This is a genomic window from Caulobacter sp., from assembly GCF_965279145.1.
In the GTDB taxonomy this organism is placed as follows: Bacteria; Pseudomonadota; Alphaproteobacteria; order Caulobacterales; family Caulobacteraceae; genus Caulobacter.
On record NZ_OZ257139.1, the window covers coordinates 2,750,232 to 2,770,734 of the forward strand.

At 69.1% G+C, this 20,503-nt stretch carries 10 protein-coding genes and 2 pseudogenes; 4 read left to right on the forward strand and 8 right to left on the reverse strand.

All coding sequences use genetic code 11. From position 1 onward, the window contains the following. Positions 1 to 210 precede the first annotated feature (210 nt). Positions 211 to 1,656 carry an FAD/NAD(P)-binding protein gene (locus ACQY9P_RS12875; RefSeq protein ID WP_421738877.1) on the forward strand — a complete coding sequence of 482 codons (1,446 nt, stop codon included), beginning with the start codon at positions 211 to 213 and terminating at the stop codon, positions 1,654 to 1,656. A gap of 130 nt (positions 1,657 to 1,786) precedes the next feature. On the opposite strand, the pseudogene ACQY9P_RS12880 reads toward ACQY9P_RS12875, so the two are convergent. Beyond that, positions 1,787 to 4,631 (reverse strand): annotated as a pseudogene (locus ACQY9P_RS12880) (M14 family metallopeptidase). A gap of 187 nt (positions 4,632 to 4,818) precedes the next feature. Between ACQY9P_RS12880 and ACQY9P_RS12885 the strand changes: the two are divergent. Next, complete coding sequence (locus ACQY9P_RS12885) at positions 4,819 to 7,284, forward strand: zinc-dependent metalloprotease (protein WP_421738876.1); 2,466 nt, start codon at positions 4,819 to 4,821, stop codon at positions 7,282 to 7,284. A 58-nt stretch (positions 7,285 to 7,342) separates the two neighbouring features. On the opposite strand, the pseudogene ACQY9P_RS12890 reads toward ACQY9P_RS12885, so the two are convergent. Together ACQY9P_RS12890 and ACQY9P_RS12895 are read right to left on the reverse strand one after the other, a co-directional pair. Next, positions 7,343 to 7,456: pseudogene (locus ACQY9P_RS12890) on the reverse strand (hypothetical protein); the annotation flags it as partial. Further along, entirely contained in the window at positions 7,434 to 8,021 is a 588-nt protein-coding gene (locus tag ACQY9P_RS12895; protein WP_421738875.1) for a helix-turn-helix domain-containing protein, read from the reverse strand. The gene ACQY9P_RS12895 and the pseudogene ACQY9P_RS12890, both read right to left, overlap by 23 nt. 170 nt (positions 8,022 to 8,191) lie before the next feature. Here ACQY9P_RS12895 and ACQY9P_RS12900 point away from each other — a divergent pair, with 170 nt between their 5' ends. After that, positions 8,192 to 9,451, forward strand: coding sequence for a pentapeptide repeat-containing protein (locus ACQY9P_RS12900; RefSeq protein WP_421738874.1), 1,260 nt, complete (start codon positions 8,192 to 8,194; stop codon positions 9,449 to 9,451). On the opposite strand, the gene ACQY9P_RS12905 is transcribed toward ACQY9P_RS12900, so the two are convergent. Continuing rightward, on the reverse strand, positions 9,452 to 10,648 hold the full coding sequence (locus tag ACQY9P_RS12905) for an acetyl-CoA hydrolase/transferase family protein (RefSeq protein WP_421738873.1): 1,197 nt from the start codon (positions 10,646 to 10,648) through the stop codon (positions 9,452 to 9,454). A 193-nt stretch (positions 10,649 to 10,841) separates the two neighbouring features. Between ACQY9P_RS12905 and ACQY9P_RS12910 the strand changes: the two genes are divergently transcribed. Further along, complete coding sequence (locus tag ACQY9P_RS12910) at positions 10,842 to 11,729, forward strand: TauD/TfdA dioxygenase family protein (RefSeq protein ID WP_421738872.1); 888 nt, start codon at positions 10,842 to 10,844, stop codon at positions 11,727 to 11,729. Between the two features lie 3 nt (positions 11,730 to 11,732). Here ACQY9P_RS12910 and ACQY9P_RS12915 read toward each other — a convergent pair whose 3' ends face one another. The 4 genes from ACQY9P_RS12915 to ACQY9P_RS12930 form a co-directional block, all read right to left on the reverse strand. Further along, entirely contained in the window at positions 11,733 to 13,868 is a 2,136-nt protein-coding gene (locus ACQY9P_RS12915) for a hypothetical protein (RefSeq protein WP_421738871.1), read from the reverse strand. A 114-nt stretch (positions 13,869 to 13,982) separates the two neighbouring features. Beyond that, entirely contained in the window at positions 13,983 to 15,380 is a 1,398-nt protein-coding gene (locus ACQY9P_RS12920; RefSeq protein WP_421738870.1) for an efflux transporter outer membrane subunit, read from the reverse strand. Positions 15,381 to 15,544: 164 nt separating this feature from the next. Next, the gene (locus tag ACQY9P_RS12925; RefSeq protein ID WP_421738869.1) at positions 15,545 to 18,721 is read right to left on the reverse strand and encodes an efflux RND transporter permease subunit; all 3,177 of its coding nucleotides are present in this window, start codon (positions 18,719 to 18,721) and stop codon (positions 15,545 to 15,547) included. 189 nt (positions 18,722 to 18,910) lie between these two features. Further along, positions 18,911 to 20,092, reverse strand: a complete 1,182-nt coding sequence (locus tag ACQY9P_RS12930) for an efflux RND transporter periplasmic adaptor subunit (protein WP_421738868.1) — start codon at positions 20,090 to 20,092, stop codon at positions 18,911 to 18,913. Positions 20,093 to 20,503: the final 411 nt, after the last annotated feature.

Here is a 20,503-nt window from a genome sequence, read left to right on the forward strand (position 1 = left end):
GATTTGGGCGAGGGCCGTGTTCCGATAAAGGCGCCAATGTTTCTCCGCGGTGTCGCTTTCATTGCAGGTGAAACACGCGGTGACCGCATCGGTCAGCCGTCGGCCCCCGACGGCGCCGACGGGGCTCCGAAAACGCCAGAGGCCGGGGCTGGACGGCGGGGTCAAACTGATGCGTAAAAGGGATCGTACCCTGTCAGTTTGTGAGGCGCCGTGAGCGATCCAGAGTCCACGGTTGTCGTGATCGGCGGCGGCCTCAGCGGCGCGCTCTTCGGCCTCAAGCTCAGCCGCGCCCGGCCCGACCTGCGGGTCGTGGTGGTCGAGTCCGGCCGACGGCTGGGGCGGGGCCTGGCCTATGGCGCCTGCACGCCGCGCCATCTGCTCAATGTGCCGGCCACCCGGATGGAGCTGGGCCTGACGCCGTCGTTCATCGACTGGCTGGCCGCGCGGCCCGACCTGACCGTCGAAGCGCTGGAGGAAAGCGGCGGCGACCTGGCCGCGGCCTTCCTGCCCCGCGCCGTGTTCGGGACCTATCTGCAGGAGCGCCTGGACGAGGCGCGCGCCGTTTCCGACGGTCCCGGCTTTGTCGCCCTGCGCGGGCGCGCCTCGGCGATCATGACCGGGGTCAGGCGCGGGGTGCGGCTGGAGGATGGGCGCTCGGTCCTGGCCGCCGCCGTGGTGCTGGCGATCGGCAATCTGCCGCCCCAGCCGCCCGGTGGCCCCGACGGCTGGTTCTACGACACCGCGCTGTTCACCCCCGACCCCTGGGCGCCGGACGCCTTCGCCGACCTCGACCCCGCCGCGCCAATCCTGCTGGTCGGCACGGGCCTGACCATGGTGGATGTCGCGCTGAAGCTGACCGACGAGGGCCACACCGGGCCGATGCTGGCGGTGTCGCGCCGGGGGCTGGCGCCGCTCAGCCACAAGGCGGGCGGGGCTTGGCCGCCCTTTCTGCAGGACATGCTGGGCGCTTCGCCCCTGGCGCTCAGCCGCCGGGTGCGGGCCGAGGTGGCCGCCGCCGACGCCCAGGGGGTGCCCTGGCAGCGGGTGTTCGACGCCGCGCGTCCGGCCGTCAGCGGAATCTGGAGCCGCTGGAGCCACAGGCAGCGTAGTCAGTTCCTGCGCCACCTGCGGGCCCGCTGGGACATCCATCGCCACCGCACCGCCCCGCGCATCGCCACGGCCCTGGGCGAACTGACGCGGCGCGGTCAGCTGGAGATCCAGGGCGCGCGTCTGGGCGGCTACGCTGTCGAGGGCGACCGCGTGACCGTCACCCTGGCCCCGCGCGGCGGCGGCCGGCGGACCTTCACGGCGGCGCGGGTGATCAACTGCACCGGCCCGGCCAGCGACCTGCGCCGGCTGGCCCTGCCGCTGATCGAGGACCTCAAGGTGCGCGGCCTGGCCCAGCCCGACGCCCTGGGCCTGGGCCTGGAAACCCAGGACTGCGCTCTGGTCCAGCCGGACGGGGCGGTGTCGTCGTGGCTGTTCGGCCTGGGTCCCGTGACCCGTCCCGCCTGGTGGGAGATCACCGCCACGCCGGAGATCGTCGTGCAGATCGACCGCCTGGTCGCCCGTTTCGCCGAGGGCCAGGGCGCGGCCCCACGCCCGGCGCGCGGGCTGACGGGCAGCGCGTTCCTGGATCTGGGCGCGGGGATTTAGACGGCAGACTCGCCCCCTCCGCGCTGACGCGCTCCTCCCCCGTAGGGGGAAGATGAAGCGCGCCGACCTCATCTTCCCCCTACGGGGGAGGACGGCTGCGCAGCAGCCAGGAGGGGGCGAGTGGCGCGAACTACCGCGTCGCCGCGATCGCCGGTCCGTACAGCAGCCCGTTGAACAGGAACTTGAACGTTCCGTACGACTGCGCCCGCTGGGTGACCTCGGGGCCCATGGCGAACAGCTTGCCCTTGCCCACGTCGATGTCGAGGATCGCGGTCGAGCCCTTCAGCTTGTCCTGACCCACGGCCCAGCCGCTGCGCAGCGGCTTGTCGGTGTCGAACCACGAGACGCGCGACACGCCCTTGGCGTCCGACTTCAGGGTGAAGGTCGGGCTGCGGTCGAAGAACACGTCGACCTCGGCCGGCAGGCCATAGGCCAGCGGCTGGTGGTTATCGACCTTGGCGCGCAGCACCGAGCCGGGGATGTAGAGCTCCTTGTTCGGCAGGGCCTTGAGCACGCCGTTCTCGGTGCGGGCGGTGGCCACGTCGACCGGCGCACCGAAGGCGGTGGCCAGGCGGGTGGAGGCGCCGATCGCCACCACGGTGCCGCCGGCCTTCGCGAACGCGGCCAGCTGGGGCAGGGTCTTGTCGTCGCTCACCCGGCCCAGCCACGACCGATACTCGGCCGGGATCTCTTCAGGCGTGGGCTGTGCGCCGCCGCGACCGGCCTTGAACGGACCGTCGGCCGGAGCCGGCACCACGCCGTCGGCGAACACCAGCACGTCGAAATCCTTGTTCAGGTCGCCGGCGTCCAGGCGCTGGGGATACACCACCGTGAAGGGGGCCTCGAACTTCTCGAACATCCAGCGGTTCCAGCCCGACGGCATCGAGCCGCCATAGACATCGACCAGACCCACGCGGATCGGCTTCAGCGGCAGGGCCGCGCCGCCCGGCTTGGACCCGACGGCATAGGCGTCGACGCCCAGGTCCTTGACGCCTTGGGCGATCACGGTCGCGGCGGCGGGGGAGGCGGGGACCCAGATCGCGCCCGCGCCGAAGCTGGTCTTGCCGACCTTGGCGCCGTCCTTCAGCCACTGCACCTTGGCTCCGGCCTTCAGCAGGCGGTTGGTCAGGGTGAAGCTGGCGTTGGTCTCGTGGCTGATCAGCCAGCCGGCCTTGCCCGCGCCCTTGATGGCGCCGGGGGCGGTGGTGATCAGGTCGGGCACGCGGGTGGTGGGAGCGTCGAAGCCCTCCAGCACGCGGTCGAACTTGATCCCCATCTGATAGGCCAGGGTGTAGCCGGTGACGTCATAGGGCGCCTTGGGCGGACCGCCGGGATATTCCAGGTCGTGCGGGTGATCCTGCGGCTCGAACATGTCCATGATGTGCGGGCGATAGGCCTGGGCGGCCTTCACCACATACGAGCCGGCCGGATAGGTCTTGCCGGCGACGGTGAAGGGCTTGTCGGCCTTGTCGACATCGACGCCGGTCTTGATCAGGGCGTTGAGGAAGGCGGTGACGGTCGGCATGTCGGCCTGGTCGGCCGGGATGATATAGCCGCGCGCGTCGCGCTCCTCGGGCGTCTGCAGCACGGTCTTGAACAGGGTCGGGTCGACGGCGTCGCGGCCCGGACCGGGCTTGCCCTTGCCGGCGGCGGCCAGTTCCTCGACGCGGGTCGGGGTGATGGTCCAGCTGTCCTGGTTGCCGCGCTTGATGCTGTTGTCGCCCATCTTCCAGATGTTGAACAGCAGGCGTTCCCGGTTACGGGCGGCATAGTCGATCACCGCCATGTTCATGGTCCACTGGTAGTCCAGCGAGTCCTGCAGATGCCATTCGCGCGGGGCGATGGGGGCCGGGCGGTCGTTGCCGGGCAGCTGCAGTTCCGGCACCAGATTGACGGTCGTCGGGGTGGGGCCGCCGATGATCTCGGTCAGCAGGCCGATCGAGTTGTGGAAATAGGCGACCGACCGCTCCATGCCGTTGTGCCAGGTCGAGTAGGGGGCGGCGCTGCGGGCGCCCGAGCCCTTCTTGTCCTCGGCCACCAGCCGGCTGTGCATGGCCATGCCGACTTCCTGCAGCTCGGTCATGACCAACGGGTCGTAGTTGAAGTTGAACGGGTCGCGGAACGGCGGCACGAACACCACCATGCCGTTGGGGCCGGTCTGGTGCTGGTTGTAGACGATCTGCGGATACCACTCGCGAAACAGCATCTTGTTGACGTTGGTGGTCTCGGCCATCGACGACATGAAGCTGTCGCGGTTATTATCGTGGCCGATATACTTGTGGTACAGGCGCGGCAGCGAGCCGAACTCGCGCTTCTTCGGGTCTTCATTGCGCATGTACCAGTCGGAGATCATCTCCATGCCGTCGGGATTGTCCTGGCCGAACAGGATGATCACGTCGTCCAGCAGGCGCAGGGTCTCCGGATCGGTCTGGGTCAGCATCCGGTAAAGCACCTGGATCTGGCCCTGGGTGGTGATGGTCTCGCTGGCGTGCAGGCCGGCGTCGATCCAGACTACGGCCTTGCCCTCGGCGGCCAGCTTCGTCGCCTCGGCCTTGTCGACGCCCTGCGCCTTGGCCAGTTTCCGGGCGATGTCCTTGTAGTGGTCCAGCTTGGCCAGGTTGGCGGGCGACGAGACGATCGCCGTCCACATGGTGCGGCCTTCCTCGGTCTTGCCGATGTCGACCAGCTTGATGCGGTCCGACTGGCCGGCCAGGGTCTTCAGATAGGCTTCATAGGCGGTGTAGTCGGCCAGGAAGTAGTCGCTGCCGACCGGTTGGGCGAAGGCCTTCTCCGGGGGCGTGATCTCTGCGGCCGCGTGAGCGATCCCGCCAAAGGCCATCACCAGAGCCAGGGCCGCGCCGGCCATTGCTTTGTGTCTCGTCATCGAAAGGCGCCCATCCACTAAACACGCGGCCGATCAAACGCCGGCTCCTTCTATAAGACGCAGGCGGATCGCGAATCCGCCCCCTCCGCAATCAGAAGGCGGAGATTTTTCCGGGCGACCCTCCACGCCCGCCCCGCCGCGGGCGGCGCGCCTTTAGGCGCCGTTGCGGAAAATCGCGCGCCCCTATGGTCTTCGGCCAGGGCCGGTGAGAGGGTCGCCTCCGCCGGAAATCGCGCGGGAATCGCCCGCGCGGCCGGGCAAGTTTTGGGGCGTTCTTCATGCTGGGTTCCGTCAGTCGCGCCGCGCTCGCGGCCGCTCTGCTTGTGTCGGCGGCGACGCCCGTCCTGGCCGCGCCCAAGGACAAGCCCCCGGTCTCCGCCTCGGATGCCGCCCTGGCCGGGACCACGCTGTCGGACGGCCTGCTGCCGGTGCACATCGACAAGGCCAAGGGGCGGATCCTGCTGTCCCTGCCCAAGCCCGACGCCGACGGGGTCAGCGGCCGCTTCCTGTATCTGACGGCCCTTAAGACCGGCCTGGGCTCGGCCCCCGTGGGCCTGGACCGCGCCGCGATCGGCGACACCCAGATCCTGGTGTTCCGCCGCATCGGCGCCAAGGTCATCGCCGAGTACGAGAACCCCAAGTTCACCGCCGTCGGCGCGCCCGCCGCCGAACAGACCGCCGCCCGCGAGGCCTTCGCCGTCTCGACCGTCTGGGCCGGGACGGTGGCGTCCGAAACGCCCGATGGCCGGATCCTGGTGGATATTTCCAGCTTCCTGACCCGCGACGTGATGGGCGTGACCGACGCCCTCAAGCAGGCGGGCGAGGCGGGCTTCCGCCAGGTTGCCGATCTGTCCGTCGCCGACCCCTCGGCCGTGAAGGTGTTCCCCGAGAATATCGAGTTCGAGGCCCGCGAGACCTTCACCTCCGACACCCCCGGGCCCGAGACCCGCAACATCGCCCCCGATCCCAAGCTGATCACCCTGGTGATCCGCCACTCGCTGGTGAAGCTGCCCGAGCCGGGCTTCGTCCCACGCCCCTTTGATCCGCGCGCCGGAACCTGGGGCGTGGTCGGGCTCGACTACGCCGCGCCGCTGGGCGAGGACATCGTCAACCGCTGGGCGCGCCGTTTCCGGCTGGAAAAGACCGATCCGACCGCCGCCGTCTCGACGGTGAAGAAGCCGATCGTCTTCTATGTGGACCGCGCCGCGCCCGAGCCGATCCGCACCGCCCTGGTCGAAGGGGCTTCGTGGTGGGCCAGGGCCTTCGAGGCGGCGGGCTACAAGGACGCCTATCGCGTCGAGGTTCTGCCCGAGGGCGTCGATCCGCTGGACGTGCGCTACAGCGTCATCAACTGGGTGGACCGGGCCACGCGCGGCTGGTCCTACGGCCAGTCGGTGTCTGACCCGCGCACGGGCGAGATCCTCAAGGGCTCGGTGCTGCTGGGCGCGCTGCGGGTGCGCCAGGACATGCTGATCTTCGAAGGCCTGGTCGGCGCCGACCAGAACGGCAAGGGCGGTCCCAATGATCCGGTGCAGGTGGCCCTGGCGCGCCTGCGGCAGCTGTCGGCCCACGAGGTTGGCCACTCTTTGGGCTTCGCCCACAATTTCGCCGCCTCTACCCAGGACCGCGCCTCGGTGATGGACTATCCCGCGCCGCGCGTGAAACTGACCGATGGGAAGATCGACCTGTCCGACGCCTATGGCGTGGGCGTCGGGGCCTGGGACCGGTTCACAGTCGACTGGCTGTACGGCGACGTTCCTGCCGGGGCGGCGGGCAAGCAGGCGTTGGCGGCCAAGGCGGCCCAGAGCCGGCTGCGCTACATCACCGACGGCGACTCGCGCGGCGCGGCCTCGGGCCAGCCCTGGGGCGCGCTGTGGGACGACGGCGCGGACTCGGTGGCCGAGCTGAAGCGGATGATGACCGTGCGCCGCGCGGCCCTCGACCAGTTTGGCCTGGGCGCCCTGAAGACCGGCGAGACGGTCGAGACCCTGAAGCGCAAATATGTGCCGATCTATCTACTGCATCGCTATCAGGTCGAGGCCGCGGTCAAGCAGGTGGGCGGCGTCGAGTTCAGCTATGCGGTCAAGGGCGACGCCGGACAGGTCGCGCCGCTGGTCGCGCCCGACCGCCAGCGCGCGGCCCTGGCCGCGCTGATGACCACCCTGTCGCCGGCGGCGCTGGATACGCCCGAAAAGCTGGTCCCGCTGCTGTCGGGCGGCCAGTCGGGCGAGACCGATCGTCAGCACGTGATCGAGGTGTTCGGCGGCATGGGCGGGCCGGTGTTCGATCCGCTGGTCGCCGCCGATGTCGGGGCGGGCGTCACCCTGGACACGTTGCTGGCTTCTGACCGCTTGGCGCGGCTGGTCGACCAGCATCGCCGCGATCCCGCCCAGCCGGGCGTGGGCGAGGTGGTCGACACCCTGCTAGCCACGGTCTTCGCCCCGGCCACCGGGCGTCAGGCCGAGATCGCCCGGCGCGTGCGCTGGCGCACGGTGCTGGACCTGGCCGCCGCCGCCCGCGACGTGAAGCGCTCGCCGCAGGCCGCCTCCGAGATCGACCAGAAGCTGGCCGAGCTGGCGACGAAGCTGAAGACCGCGCCGGGGGCGGACGCCTCGGACCGGGCGCTGAACCTGCGTCTTGCGGCTCTGCTGCGGGACGGCGACGACCTGACCCGCGTGCTGGGCGAGGCCAAGCTGAAGCCGGAGACGCCGCCGGGGATGCCGATCGGGGATGTGGAGGACTAGGGGTAGTCTGCACTAAAGCCCCCAAAATCTTGTCATCCCGGAAGCCTCGCAGAGGCTATCCGGGACCCAGGGGCAACCGCAGTGCACCTGCCCCTGGGTCCCGGCTCTCCGCTTCGCTGCGGCCGGGATGACAAGCGAATTTGAGCTCTCTAATCCCCCCGCTGCAGAACACTGGGCGTGCCCACGTACAGCAGCACCGCTTCCTGGTCGGTGCGGTTTTCCACGGTGTGCGGCGCGCGGGCGTCGAAGTGCATGCTGTCGCCGGCCTTGAGCACGGTGTGGATGTCGCCGGCCCGGGCGTAGAGCTCGCCCTCCAGCACATAGCGGAAGTGCTCGCCGTTGCGGGTGTCGACCGGAAAGACGTGGCCGGGCGGGATGCGCATCAGCACGATGTCCAGCTTGCGGTCGGGCAGGGCCGAGGCCAGGTCGAAATAGGTGACGGGCGAGTCTACCGCGATTTCCTGCGGCGCGTCGGCCCGGCGCACCATGTCCCGGGCCTGGGGGATCTCCATGAAATACGAGACCTCGACCTCCAGCCCCTTGGCCAGGCCCAGCATCGACATCAGAGACGGCGTGGTCAGGTCGCGCTCGACCTGCGACAGGAACGGCTTGGACAGGCCCGAGCGATCCGCCAGTTCCTGCAGGGTCAGGCCCAGGGCCTTGCGACGCGACTTGATGCGCGCCCCGATCGGCGGGCGACGCTTCTTCTGCGGCTCGTTTTCGGCGTCGAGAATCATGACGCCATGTTTCCAGCCCGGGCGGTCCCCGCGCCAGTTGATTCCGCGTAACCTCGGCGGGCGCGGATTTGTCGCGGATATGTCGGGTGGTCGACTGAAAATAAACCCTTTGAACTTAACCGTGGCGCTCAGACGAGACCGGCCTTCGCCGCTCGACAGGAGCCGACTCCGTGGCGTTAAAGCCGGCCAAGCAACCCGAGCGTGTTCGCGTCAACCAGCGTGAGGCCGACCTGATGGTCGCCGCGCATGAATGGTTCGTGGCGCGCAAGCCGGGCGGTCGGCGACTGGTGCTGCGTTTCGCGATCATGGAGGACGTCGACCTTTCGGGTCGCGACCTGGCCGATGTCGACCTGACCGGCAGCACCCTGGTGCGGTGCAAGTTCGACCGGGCGCGGCTGGCGCGGGCCTGCCTGTTCGGCGCCGACCTGCAGGGCAGCAGCTTCGTCGGGGCGTCCCTGATCCGGGCCGACCTGCGCGGCGCGCGGCTGAAGGGGGCCAATCTGTCGCTGGCCAACCTGACCCAGGCCGACCTGCGGGCCGGGCGGATCGCGATCTCGGACGAGGACACCAAGTTCGCGGTGCTGCGCCACAAGGTGGCCGCCGGCCAGCTGGACGGCGCCAATGTCTCGGGCGCGGTGCTGGACCGGTCCCGCCTGGACGACGTTTCGGCGGCGGCGGCCGACTTCTCCGAATGCTCGATGCGCGGGGCCAAGCTGGTCGGCGCCAATCTGAAGAACGCCAGCCTGCGCGGCGCGATGATCGACAATGTCGACGTGCGCGGCGCCAATCTGGAAAGCGCCGATTTCAGCGACGCGGTGGTCACGCGCGTCGACCTGACCCAGGCGCGGACCATGGGCGCGGTGATGGACCGCTGTCTCTGCGATCCGTCGGCCGACGCGACGGCGCGCGGGGCGGTGATCTTCGCCCGGCTGGCGGCGCACCGCGAATGGGTGACCACCGGCGGCAAGTCCGGCGAGCCGGCCGTGCTGGACGGCGAGGACCTGCGCCCGATGGGCAGTCTGGCGGGCGCGTTCCTGACCGCCGTCAGCGCCCGCAACGCCTGCCTGGCCGGCATGAACCTGGGACGGATCTCCCTGCAGGGCGCCCAGCTGGACGGCGCGGACCTGCGCGGGGTCAATCTGCGCGAGGCCGATCTGCGCGGGGCCAATTTCAGCGGCGCCAACCTGGGTCAGGCCGACCTGCGCCGCGCCATGCTCAGCTCACTGCCCTTCAAGGCCGACCGCGAGAAGATCACGGCCCTGGAGCAGGCCAATCTGCGCTTCGCCGACCTGCGGGAGGCCGATCTGGGCGAGACCGACCTGGCTCAGGCCGATCTGCACGGCGCCAAGCGCACGGCCCTGGTTCCGACGGTGGTCGACACCGCGCAAGACGATGACGACGATGACGACAGCTTCGTCATCGACATGTGATCAGGCCAGCGGCGCGCCGCTGCGCCAGGCCTGAAGCAGGGCCGCGCGATGGTCGGGCGCGGCGATCGCGATCAGGGCCATGGCCCGCGCCTCGCCCTCCAGTCCGCGCAGATCCGCCGCGCCATGCTCGGTGACCACGAGGCCGATGTCGCTTGCCGGCAGGGTGGGCGGGACCGTCAGGCGCGGAACGATGCGGCTGATCGCGCCGCCCTTGGCGCTGGACCCCAGGGCGATGATCGGCAGACCGCCGCGTGACCGTTGCGCGCCCCGGATGAAGTCGGGCAGGCCGCCCGCGCCGGAGATGGCCTGACCGTCCACCCACTCGGCGTTCACCTGGCCCAGCAGATCGACCTCGATGGCTGAATTGACCGCCACGAAGTTCGGGATCGCCGCCAGGCGCTCCACGTCATGCGTCTCGAGGGCGGTGGCCATCACCACGCCGCGCAGGCCGGCCGCCCGCGCATAGAAGGCGCGCGAGCCCAGGAAGCTGCCTACGGTGACGCGGTTGAAGACGCCCTGCTCAATCAGGTCGGCCACCGGATCGCAGATCATGCCGCTATGGATCGAAAGGCCCGTCTTGCCCGCCAGCCCCGACCACAGGGCGTCGCCCAGCCGGCCAAGACCGCTCTGCACGGCGGCGCCATCGGGGATCAGCGCCGCGACGTGGGCGATGATCCGGGTCTCCAGCGGCCCGGGCGGCCGCACGGCGTATTCGACCAGAGGCGTGTCGAGCTCGATCACCTCGTCGAAGAGGCCGATGGGCGCGGTCGGCGCGCCGGCCAGGCGGGGCATGGACGGATTGATCACCGCGATCTTCACCGCGCAGCGCTCCAGCGCCGTGGGCGCGAAATCGGTGGTGACGCCGAACGAGCACAGGCCGTTCGCGTCGGGCGGGCTGAGCATGAACAGGCCCGCCGCATAGCGCGTCGCCGCCACCCGCCGGGCGAAGCCGTTATAGGTCAGGGCCAGCTTCTCGAACCGTCCCGCCGCCGCCGTCTCGCGCCAGGCTGGCGACATGAAGGGGCCGGCCATGCGGGCGTCTGGCGAAAGCCTGCTCCAGTCGAAGCTGTTGATCCCGGGCAGGAAGCCGCCCTCGAAGGTCGCCGCCCGCAGGGGCTCCAGCAACCGCGACAGCGGCGCGGCGGCGAAGGGCTCGGAGGCCGAAGCGCTGACAAAGACGCGGGGCGCCTGGGACATGGGGCTCCTGAAGCGAGGTCGTGGCCGTGATCCTATAGCCGAGCGCGCGGCCCCTGTGGTCCCGTCCCCTGGGTCAACCATGAGCGGACGGCGCGGGGCTTGAAGAAAAACTTCGTTGAGTCCGGAAATCCTACGCGTAGGGTAGGGTTATAAAGACCGCTCGCGCGGACGGGCGGCTATCCGGGAGGATGCCATGAACGCCCACGCGCCTGTCACCGCGGCCGCAGCGCCGGACTATGCCGGCCTGACCGTCACCCCCGTCAGCACGGTGCTGGGCGCCGAGATCTCGGGCGTCGACCTGCGCCAGCCGCTGACGCCGGAGATCGTCGCCGCGATCCGCGCCGCCCTGCTGCGCCACAAGGTGGTGTTCTTCCGCGACCAGGACATCAGCTACGAGGACCATGTCCGCTTTGGCCGCTATTTCGGGGATCTGGAAGGCCATCCGGTCACCAGCCACGTGCCCGGCTTCCCCGAGATCCTGCACATCGAGGCCGCCGACGGCATGAAGCTGCGCGAGGAGATCGTGCCGCTGGTCCGGGTGGCCAACAAGTGGCACACTGACGTCACCTTCCGCGCCGCGCCGTCGATGGGCGGGGTGCTGCGCATGCGGCACATGCCGCCGCTGGGCGGAGACACCCTGTTCGCCGACACCGCCGCCATCTATCGCGACCTGCCCGACGCCCTGAAGGACAAGCTGGCCACGCTGACGGCCGAGCACGACATCATCCAGAGCTACGGCTATCGCGTCGACGAGGCCAAGCGCCAGGAACTGCGCGCCGCCTATCCGCCGATGGTCCACCCGGTGATCCGCACCCATCCCGAGACCGGCGAGAAGCACCTGTTCGTCAACAAGGTCTTCACCACCCGCATCCTGGGCCTGCCCGAGGACGAGGCGAAAACCTTGCTGGCCGAGCTGCTGGATCGCGTGAAGACGCCCGAATACCAGGTGCGCTTCCGCTGGACGCCCAACGCCATCGTCTTCTGGGACAATCGCGCGACCCAGCACTACGCGATCCTCGACTACTGGCCGCAGGAACGGATCGTCGAGCGCGTCACCATCGTGGGCGACGCGCCCTTCTGATCGTCAGCCGTAGTGGATGTCGACGCTTGTCGCGCCCGCGCCAACCGACAGGCCCGTCACGCCGACCAGCCGGATCAGACCGTCGCCGCTGTTGACGCCGACCGTGGCGTCCTGGTGGTAGATGTAGCTGTCGCCGGCATAGTCGAACACCGCCGTGCCGTTGGCCGCCAGCTGGCTGGAGACATTGATCAGCGCCTGCTCCAGCGTGGTGGCCGAGCCGATGCTGAGGCCGGTGACCATGGCCGGGATCGCCGTGCCCAGGTCGACATGGTCCACGCCCTTGGCGAAGTCGGTGATGGTGGCGTACGTCGCCACCTTGCCGCCGTCGATCGACAGGTTCGAGAAACGCGGCGAAGCAAAGCCGTCCTGGTAGAGCTGGAAGACGTCCGAGCCGCCGCCGAGGGTATAGACCGAGGTCGACTGGCCGCGCAGGTCGGCGGCCACGCTGTCATTGACGCTCGACAGCACGACAGTGGTCGCCCGGCTGTCATTGCCGGCCGATCCGATCTCGGTGACGTCGATGCCGCCCGAGCCGGAAGCGTCGAGGCTGAAGGTCTTGGTCACGGCGCCGGTCACATGGCTGTTGAAGCCGGCGGTCAGGCGGCCGGTCCCGGTGACGATGACCGCTCCCGAACCGCTGGAGGCGGTCTGCGAGGTGATGGCCCCCAGCACGCTGTCGCTCTGGACGTGGACCTTCAGCGCGCCGTCATTGCCGGTGACCTTCAGGCTGGCGCCGCTCGTGACGCCCGACAGGTAGGCGTCGACCGACGAGACGCCGACCTGCACCGAGGACATGCCGGAGAACACCAGTTGGGTCTTGTAGTTGGCCGTCAGACCGCCGGAGCCCTCCATCTTCAGGGCCACGCCATCGGCGATCTCGCTGACGACGACGGTTTGCGACGCGCGGGTCGTGAGGTCGCGCAGGCCGCTGTAGTTGAGCGCGCTGACCCCGCTCAGGCCTCCGCCGTTGGTGAGCTGGAAGTTGCTGACCACCAGGTGCTCGACATTGGTGATCTTGGTCGCGGTGTAGAAGTCGCTGACGATGCCGATCACGGCGGTGTCGTCGCCGGCGCCGCCGTCGATGACGGCGCCGTCCACGACGCGGCCGATGGTGATCAGGTCGTTGCCGGCCCCACCATTGACGGTTCCGTTCGGCGCGCCGCCCAGAACCTCGACGGCCGCGTTCAGGACTCCCAGCGTGATGGTGTCGTTGCCGGCGCCGCCATCGACATAGCCGCCCACCGAGCCGGAGAGGGTGATGACGTCATGCCCGTCGCCGGTGGCGATGATCTGCGAGGCGTTGCTGTCGGTTCCCGTGACGGTGTCGTTGCCGCCGGTTGACTGCAGGGCCGGGGACGCGGCGGTCGCGGAGACGCTCTGGGCCTCCGTCACCGTGATCGTCGCGCCGGTGGCGAACACGGTCTGCGGGCCATAGACGCCCAGCAGGTCGACATTGAACGCGGCCTGACCGTCATTGGCGAGATCGGCCAGGAAGGCGTCGTTGGCCTTGGCGTAGACGCCGACGTCGGCCTTGGCCGCCTCGCTCAGCAGCCAGCCGACCATGGCGGCCTTCGTGCCGATGCCCGTCAGTCCGTCCCGGCCATAGGCGGCGAAGTATTCGCCTCGGGTGAACGTCCCGCCCAGACCGTTGGCCACCTGAGTGTTCAGGATGGCGTCGATCTTGCCCGCCTCGGGCGCGAAGCCGAAGATCTCGGTATAGGCCTTGGTCGCCGCCGCGGTCAGGTCCAGCTGGCCATAGGCGGCGGCGAAACGCGCCTGGCCCTCGCCGCTCTTGCCCAGGGCGACCGAGAAGTTGATGTAGCGGTTCTCCGCCGAAAAGGCCGCGTAATAGGCCGAGTTGAGGTTGGTGGGGTTGGCCCCCGTCGGCGAGACCAGATAGTCGAAACCCCGCGCCAGCGGCGTCACGCCCGTGAAGAAGGCATAGGACAGGGAGGCGACCGAGGTCGTGGAGAGCACCATCTTGGCGATCTCGACCCGCGCCGCCGTCAGGCTCAAGGCCGAGGCGTCGACCTGCTGGCCCAAGGTGTCCAGCTTGGCCAGATCGGCGGCGGGGATGTTGGAATAGGCGACGCGCGAGACGTCGGCATAGGCGGATTTCAGGATGTGTTGCGTAGCCATGACTCAACCTCCGGCACTGTTACGCCTATCGGTATTGAACTTGCTGTACATTGCAAGCTGAGCCATGGAAAATTCCCGGCCCGAGCGCTGGAGCGGTCGGGCCGGGCAATCGCGTCAGGTCTTCCACCCGCCGCCCAGCGCCTTGTAGATCGCCACCACGTCGGTATTGACCCCGGTCTCGGCGACGCTGAGGGCGTCTTCGGCCGCCAGCAGGGTGCGTTCGGCGTCCAGCAGCACCAGGAAGTCGATGCCGCCCTCCTTGTACTGGATGCGCGCCAGTTCGGCCGCGCGGCGCGAGGCCGCCGACTGGGCGGCCAGACTCTTCAGCTGGGCCTGTTGCTGGCGGTAGGAGACCAGGGCGTTCTCCAGATCCTCGAGCGCCCGCAACACCGTCTGGTCATAGGCGGCCAGCGAGGCGTCGCCTCGCGCTTCCTGCGCCTTCAGCCGCGCATGGGCGCCGCCGAGGTCGAGCGCCGGCCAGCTGACGCTGGGCGCGACCGACCAGGCCTGGCTGGCGCTGTCGCCGAAGGTGGCTGAAGACCCCGACAGGAAGCCGACGAAGCCGGTCACCCGCACGCGCGGGAAGAGGTCGGCCGTGGCCACCCCCACCTTGGCGGTCTGGGCAGCCAGGCGACGCTCGGCGGCCTGGACGTCGGGGCGGCGGCGCAGCAGGTCGGCGGCGTCGCCGATCGGCAGGGCGGCGATCCGGGGACGGATCTCGGCCTGGCGGGCCACCAGCAGGGCGTCCAGCGCGCCGGGACGCTGGCCGGTCAGCACCGCCAGGCGGTGACCGGCCATCTTCTCGGCCGTGATCAGGGCGGGGATCGCCGCCTCGGTGGCGTTCAGGCGCGCCTGGGCCGAGGCGACGTCGATCGGATTGCCGGCCCCCGCGTCGAACCGCACGCGGGTCAGGCGCACGGTCTCGCGCTGGGTTTCCAGGTTACGCTGGGCGACCGCCAGGCGGGCCTGGGCGCCGCGCAGTTCCAGGTAGTTGCGGGCCACCTCGGCGGCGATGGTCACCTGGGCGTCGCGCAGGTTCGCCTTGGCTGCCCCGCTCTCGGCCCGGGCGGCCTCGACGCCGCGTCGCACGCGGCCGAAGAGGTCGATCTCCCAGCCGGCGTCGAAGCCGGTCTGGTAGGTCTCGCTCTCGACCCGCGCACCGCCCGAGCCGGGCTGCTGCTGGTCGCTCTTCTGGTAGGCGCCGCCGGCGGTCACGCGGGGCAGTTGGTCAAGACGCGCGTCCCTGAACAGGGCGCGGGCCTCGTCGACCCGGGCGACCGCGATCCTGATGTCGAGGCTGTCGCCCAGGGCCTGGGTCACCAGCTGGTCCAGCACCGGGTCGCCGAAGCTCTTCCACCAGTCGGCTTCGGGCGTGGCGGTGGTGAAGGTGTCGGCGGCGGCGTTCTGGAACACCGCCGGCGGCGTGGCCGGGGTCTTGTAGTTTGGCCCGACGGCGCAGGCGGCGGCCAGGAGGGAGACGCTGGCGATGAGGGTCAGTTTCAAAGCAGTCATAGGTGACCTCGGAGGTCTCCCTTCCCCCTTGATGGGGGAAGGGTTGGGGATGGGGGTGAAAGAGGGTCCGGATGTGGCGCGGCCGACCTGAAGCCCGCCGGCGCTGTCACCCCCACCCCCGACCCCTCCCCCATCAAGGGGGAGGGGAGAGGAAAGCGCGTTCATCAGTGCGCCTCTACGGTCGTCGTCGAAGGGGGAGCCACCGCCACCACCCTGCGGGCGGCGTTGCGGCGGATGACGAAGTAGAAGATCGGGGTCAGGACCAGGCCGAAGACCGTGACGCCCAGCATGCCGGAGAACACCGCCACGCCCATCGCCTTGCGCATTTCCGAACCGGCGCCGTGGCTGACGACCAGCGGCCACACGCCCATGATAAAGGCGATCGAGGTCATCAGGATCGGCCGCAGGCGCAGGCGACAGGCTTCCAGCACCGCTTGCAGCGGCGTGTCGCCATGCTCCTCGCGCTCCTTGGCGAACTCGACGATCAGGATGGCGTTCTTGCAGGCCAGGCCCACCAGCACGATCAGCCCGATCTGGGTGAAGATGTTGTTGTCGCCATGGGTCAGCAGCACGCCGGCCAGTGCCGACAGCAGGGTCATCGGCACGATCAGGATCACCACCAGCGGCAGGGTCCAGCTTTCGTACTGGGCGACCAGCACCAGGAAGGCCAGCAACACGCACAGCGGGAAGATGTAGACCGCCGAATTGCCGGCCAGGATCTGCTGGTAGGTCAGCTCGGTCCACTCATAGCCCATGCCGTTGGGCAGCTCGGTCTTGGCCAGGTCTTCCAGCGCCTTCTGGGCCTGGCCGGACGAGAAGCCGGGCGCGGCGCCGCCGTTGATCTCGGCGGTCAGCATGCCGTTGTAGTGGCTCTCGCGGTCGGGACCCGTGGCCTCCTTGAAGCTGACGAAGCTGCCCAGCGGGATCATCTGGCCGGCGTTGTTCCGCGTCTGCAGGCGCAGCATCTGCTCGGGTTGCAGGCGGAATTTCTGGTCGGCCTGGACGTTGACCTCATAGGTGCGGCCAAAGCGGTTGAAGTCGTTGACGTACAGCGAGCCCAGATAGACCTGCATGGTCTCGAACAGGTCGGTCAGCGAGACGCCCGAGGCGCGGGCCTTTTCGCGGTCGATGTCGGCCTGGATCTTCGGCACGCCGACCTGATAGCTGGAGAACACGCCGGCCAGGGCGGGGTCCTTGCGGGCCTTGTCCATCAGGTTCTGGGTCGCGGCGTACAGCTCATCCGAACCCAGACCCGCCTTGTCGACGATCTGCATGCGGAAGCCGCCGATGGTGCCCAGGCCCTGAACCGAGGGCGGCGGGAAGACCGCGATCTGGGCGTCGGGGATGGCGCCGAACTTCTGGTTCAGCGCGCCGACGATGGCGCCGGCCGACACGTCCTTGCCGCGACGGTTCTTGAAGTCGTCGAGGGCGAAGAAGATCGCGCCGGAGTTGGGGCTGTTGATCAGGCCGTTCACCGACAGGCCGGGGAAGGCGATGGCGTGCTTGATGCCCGGTTGCTTCAGGGCGATGTCGCCCATCTGCCGGACGACGGCTTCGGTGCGGTCCAGCGAGGCCGCGTCGGGCAGTTGCACGACGGCGACGACATAGGCCTTGTCCTGCTGCGGCACGAAGCCGCCGGGGGTCTTGGCGAAGGCGCCGATCGTCAACAGCAGCAGCACGCCATAGATGATCAGGCCGGCGGTCGACCTGCCCAGGCTCTTGGCCACGCCGTTGACATAGCCGTTCGAGGCCTTGGCGAAGAAGCGGTTGAACGGGTTGAACAGCCAGCCCAGGGCCGCGTCGATCATCTTCTGGAAGCGGTCCTTGGGGGCGTCGTGGCTCTTGAGGAGCACGGCGGCCAGGGCCGGCGACAGGGTCAGGGAGTTGAAGGCCGAGATCACCGTCGAGATGGCGATGGTCAGGGCGAACTGACGGTAGAACTGGCCCGACAGGCCGGTGATGAAGGCGGTCGGGATGAACACCGCGCACAGCACCAGGGCCGTGGAGATGATCGGTCCGGTGACCTCGCTCATGGCCTTGCGGGTGGCCGCCGCTGGCTCCAGTCCGTTGGCGATGTTTCGCTCGACGTTCTCGACCACGACGATGGCGTCATCGACGACGATGCCGATGGCCAGCACCAGGCCAAACAGGGTCAGGGCGTTGAGGCCAAAGCCCAGCATCAGCAGCACCGCGAAGGTGCCGACCAGGGAGACCGGCACGGCGATCAGCGGAATGATCGAGGCGCGCCAGCCCTGCAGGAACAGCACCACCACCAGCACCACCAGGATGATGGCCTCGATCAGGGTGTGGACCACCGAGTCGATGCTTTCATGCACGAAGGCGGTGGTGTCGTAGACGATCTCGTAGTCGACGCCTTCGGGGAAGTCTTTCTTCAGCGTCTCCATCGTCTTCTTGACCTCGGCGGCCATGGCCAGGGCGTTGGAGCCGGGACGCTGGAAGATCGGCATGGCGACGGCCGATTTATTGTCGAGCAACGAGCGCAGGGCGTAGTTGTTGGCGCCCAGCTCCACGCGGGCCACTTCGCCCAGGCGGGTGATCTCGCCATTGTCGCCCGAGCGGATGATCACGTCGCGGAACTGTTCCTCGTCGGTCAGGCGGCCAGGGGCGTTGATCGACAGCTGGAAGTCCGAGCCCATGTTGGTGGGCGGCGCGCCCAGCTGGCCGGCGGCCACCTGGACGTTCTGCTCGCGCAGGGCTCTGACCACGTCGCCGGCCGTCATGTTCAGCGAGGCCAGCTTTTCGGGGTCCAGCCAGACGCGCATGGAGTAAGCGCCGGCGCCGAAGATCTGCACGTCACCCACGCCATCGACCCGCTTGATGCGGTCCTTGATGTTCAGTTGGGCGTAGTTGCTCAGATACAGCATGTCGTAGCGGTTGTTCGGCGAGGTCATGTGCACGACCATGGTCAGGTCGGGCGAGGCCTTGTCGGTGGTCACGCCGATGCGCTGCACCTCCTGAGGCAGTTTCGGCAGGGCCTGGGCGACGCGGTTCTGCACCTGCACCTGGGCCTTATCGAGATCGGTCCCGAGGGCGAAGGTGACGGTCAGGAGCATCGCGCCGTCGGCGGCCGACTGCGACGACTGGTACAGCATGCCCTCGACGCCATTGATCGCCTGCTCCAGCGGGGCGGCGACGGTCTGGCCGATGACGGCGGGGTTGGCGCCCGGATAGGCGGCGCGCACGACCACGGTCGGCGGCACGACTTCCGGATATTCCGAGATCGGCAGGCGCGGCAGCGCCACCAGTCCGGCGATGAAGATGACGATCGAGAGCACGGCGGCGAACCGCGGTCTGCTCACGAAGAACTTGGAGAAATTCATGGGAGGCGTCCGGGGAGGAGCGGGCAGGGGGAGGAGCGTGAGAATGGATTCCCTCCCCCTTGATGGGGGAGGGGTAGGGGTGGGGGTGAAAGCGTCGGCGGGCCTGAACGCGGCCTCGCCACCTACTGATGCGGTGTCACCCCCATCCCCGCCCTTCCCCCATCAAAGGGGGAAGGGAGAAGAAGGAGATCAGCGCTGCTGGACGGTCTCGGCCAGGGCCACGCGCTGCGGACCCGTTTCGAACTGGCTGAGGTCGCTGGTCAGGTCGGTCTTGATGGTCACGGGATTGACCGTGTCGCCCGGCTTGACCTTCTGCAGGCCGCCGACGATCACCCGGTCGCCGGGCTTCAGGCCCGAGCGGATGATGCGCAGGTTGCCGGCCAGGGGGCCGATCTCGACGGGGCGGTACTGCGCCTTGTTGTCCTTGCCGACCACCACGACGAAGCGCTTGCCCAGGTCGGTCGCCACCGCGCGGTCCGGCGCCAGGGCGACGGTCTGCGAGGCGTCGCTGACCAGGCGGATGCGGGCGAACAGGCCCGGCGTGAACCGGCCGTCGCCATTGGCGAAGATGGCCCGGCCGCTGATGGTGCCGCTCTTGGCGTCCATGGCGTTGTCGATGAAGGCCAGCTTGCCCTGGTGCGGATAACCATCCTCGGTCATCAGGCCCATATAGACCGGGCTCTGCTTGCCCCGCTCGGCGGCGGCGTATTTCAGGAAGGTCTGCTCGTCGGCGTTGAAGGCGGCGTAGATCGGGGTGTCGGACACCACGGTCGTCAGCAGGTCGGCCTGGGTGACCAGGTTGCCCCGCGTGATCAGGGCCTTGGAGACGCGGCCGTCGATCGGCGAGACCACGCGGGTGAACTCCAGGTTCAGCCGGGCGGTCTGATAGGCGGCGCTGGCGGCGGCGAGGTTGGCCTGGGCGGCCTTCTCCTCCGAGGCCAGGCGGTCGAACTCGCTCTGGGCCAGGGCGTTCTGGTCGATCAGGCGGCGGCCGCGCTCGCGGTTGACCACGGCCAGGTCCAGCTGGGCCTTGGCCCGGGCCACCTCGGCGTTGGCGCGGTTGGCCTCGGCCTGGAAGGGGCGGGGGTCGATCTCGAACAGCACCTGGCCCTTGTGGACCCGGGCGCCTTCCTGAAAGCGGGCGCCGTCGACATAGCCGCCGACGCGTGGGCGGATCTCGACGGTGTCGATGGCTTCAAGCCGGCCGGTGAAGTCGTCCCACTGGCGCAGCGACTTGAAGGCCACGTCGGTGACTGTGACCTGGGCGGGCGGCGGCGCGGCCGCTTCCTGCCGGGCCTGGGCGGTGCAGGCGGCTAGGACGGCGGTGGCGGCCAGGGCGGTCAGGGAGGTGAGGAGGGGTTGGATACGCATGGGGGAGGTCCTGCCAGGAGGCTAGAATAACGAGGGGGGAGGCGGCGCTTGGTTCATTCCCAGGCCGGGCGGCGGGCGGAGCGGCTGGACTTCGCGGTGGTCCAACCCTGGCCTGCCCGATCCTTCGCGGCTTGACCGATCCAGTCGGAAATTGGACGGGCGCGCCGCCGTGCGACCGCCAGCCATCCTTTGGCTAGCCATCCTTTGGGAGGAACAGGCGCGAGGGCGTGCTCGTTCGTGTCCTGGGGCATGGCGCGCGCTCCAAATGGGTTTATGGATGGAATGTCGCGGGGCGGGCCACTTGACCTTCGTCCCTGCGAGGACGATTTAGGATGTGACGAGACCGTTCGGTATCATCGCCACGAGGCAGAGATACTGACCGGTCACTCTCACGTCAAGATGAGGTACCTG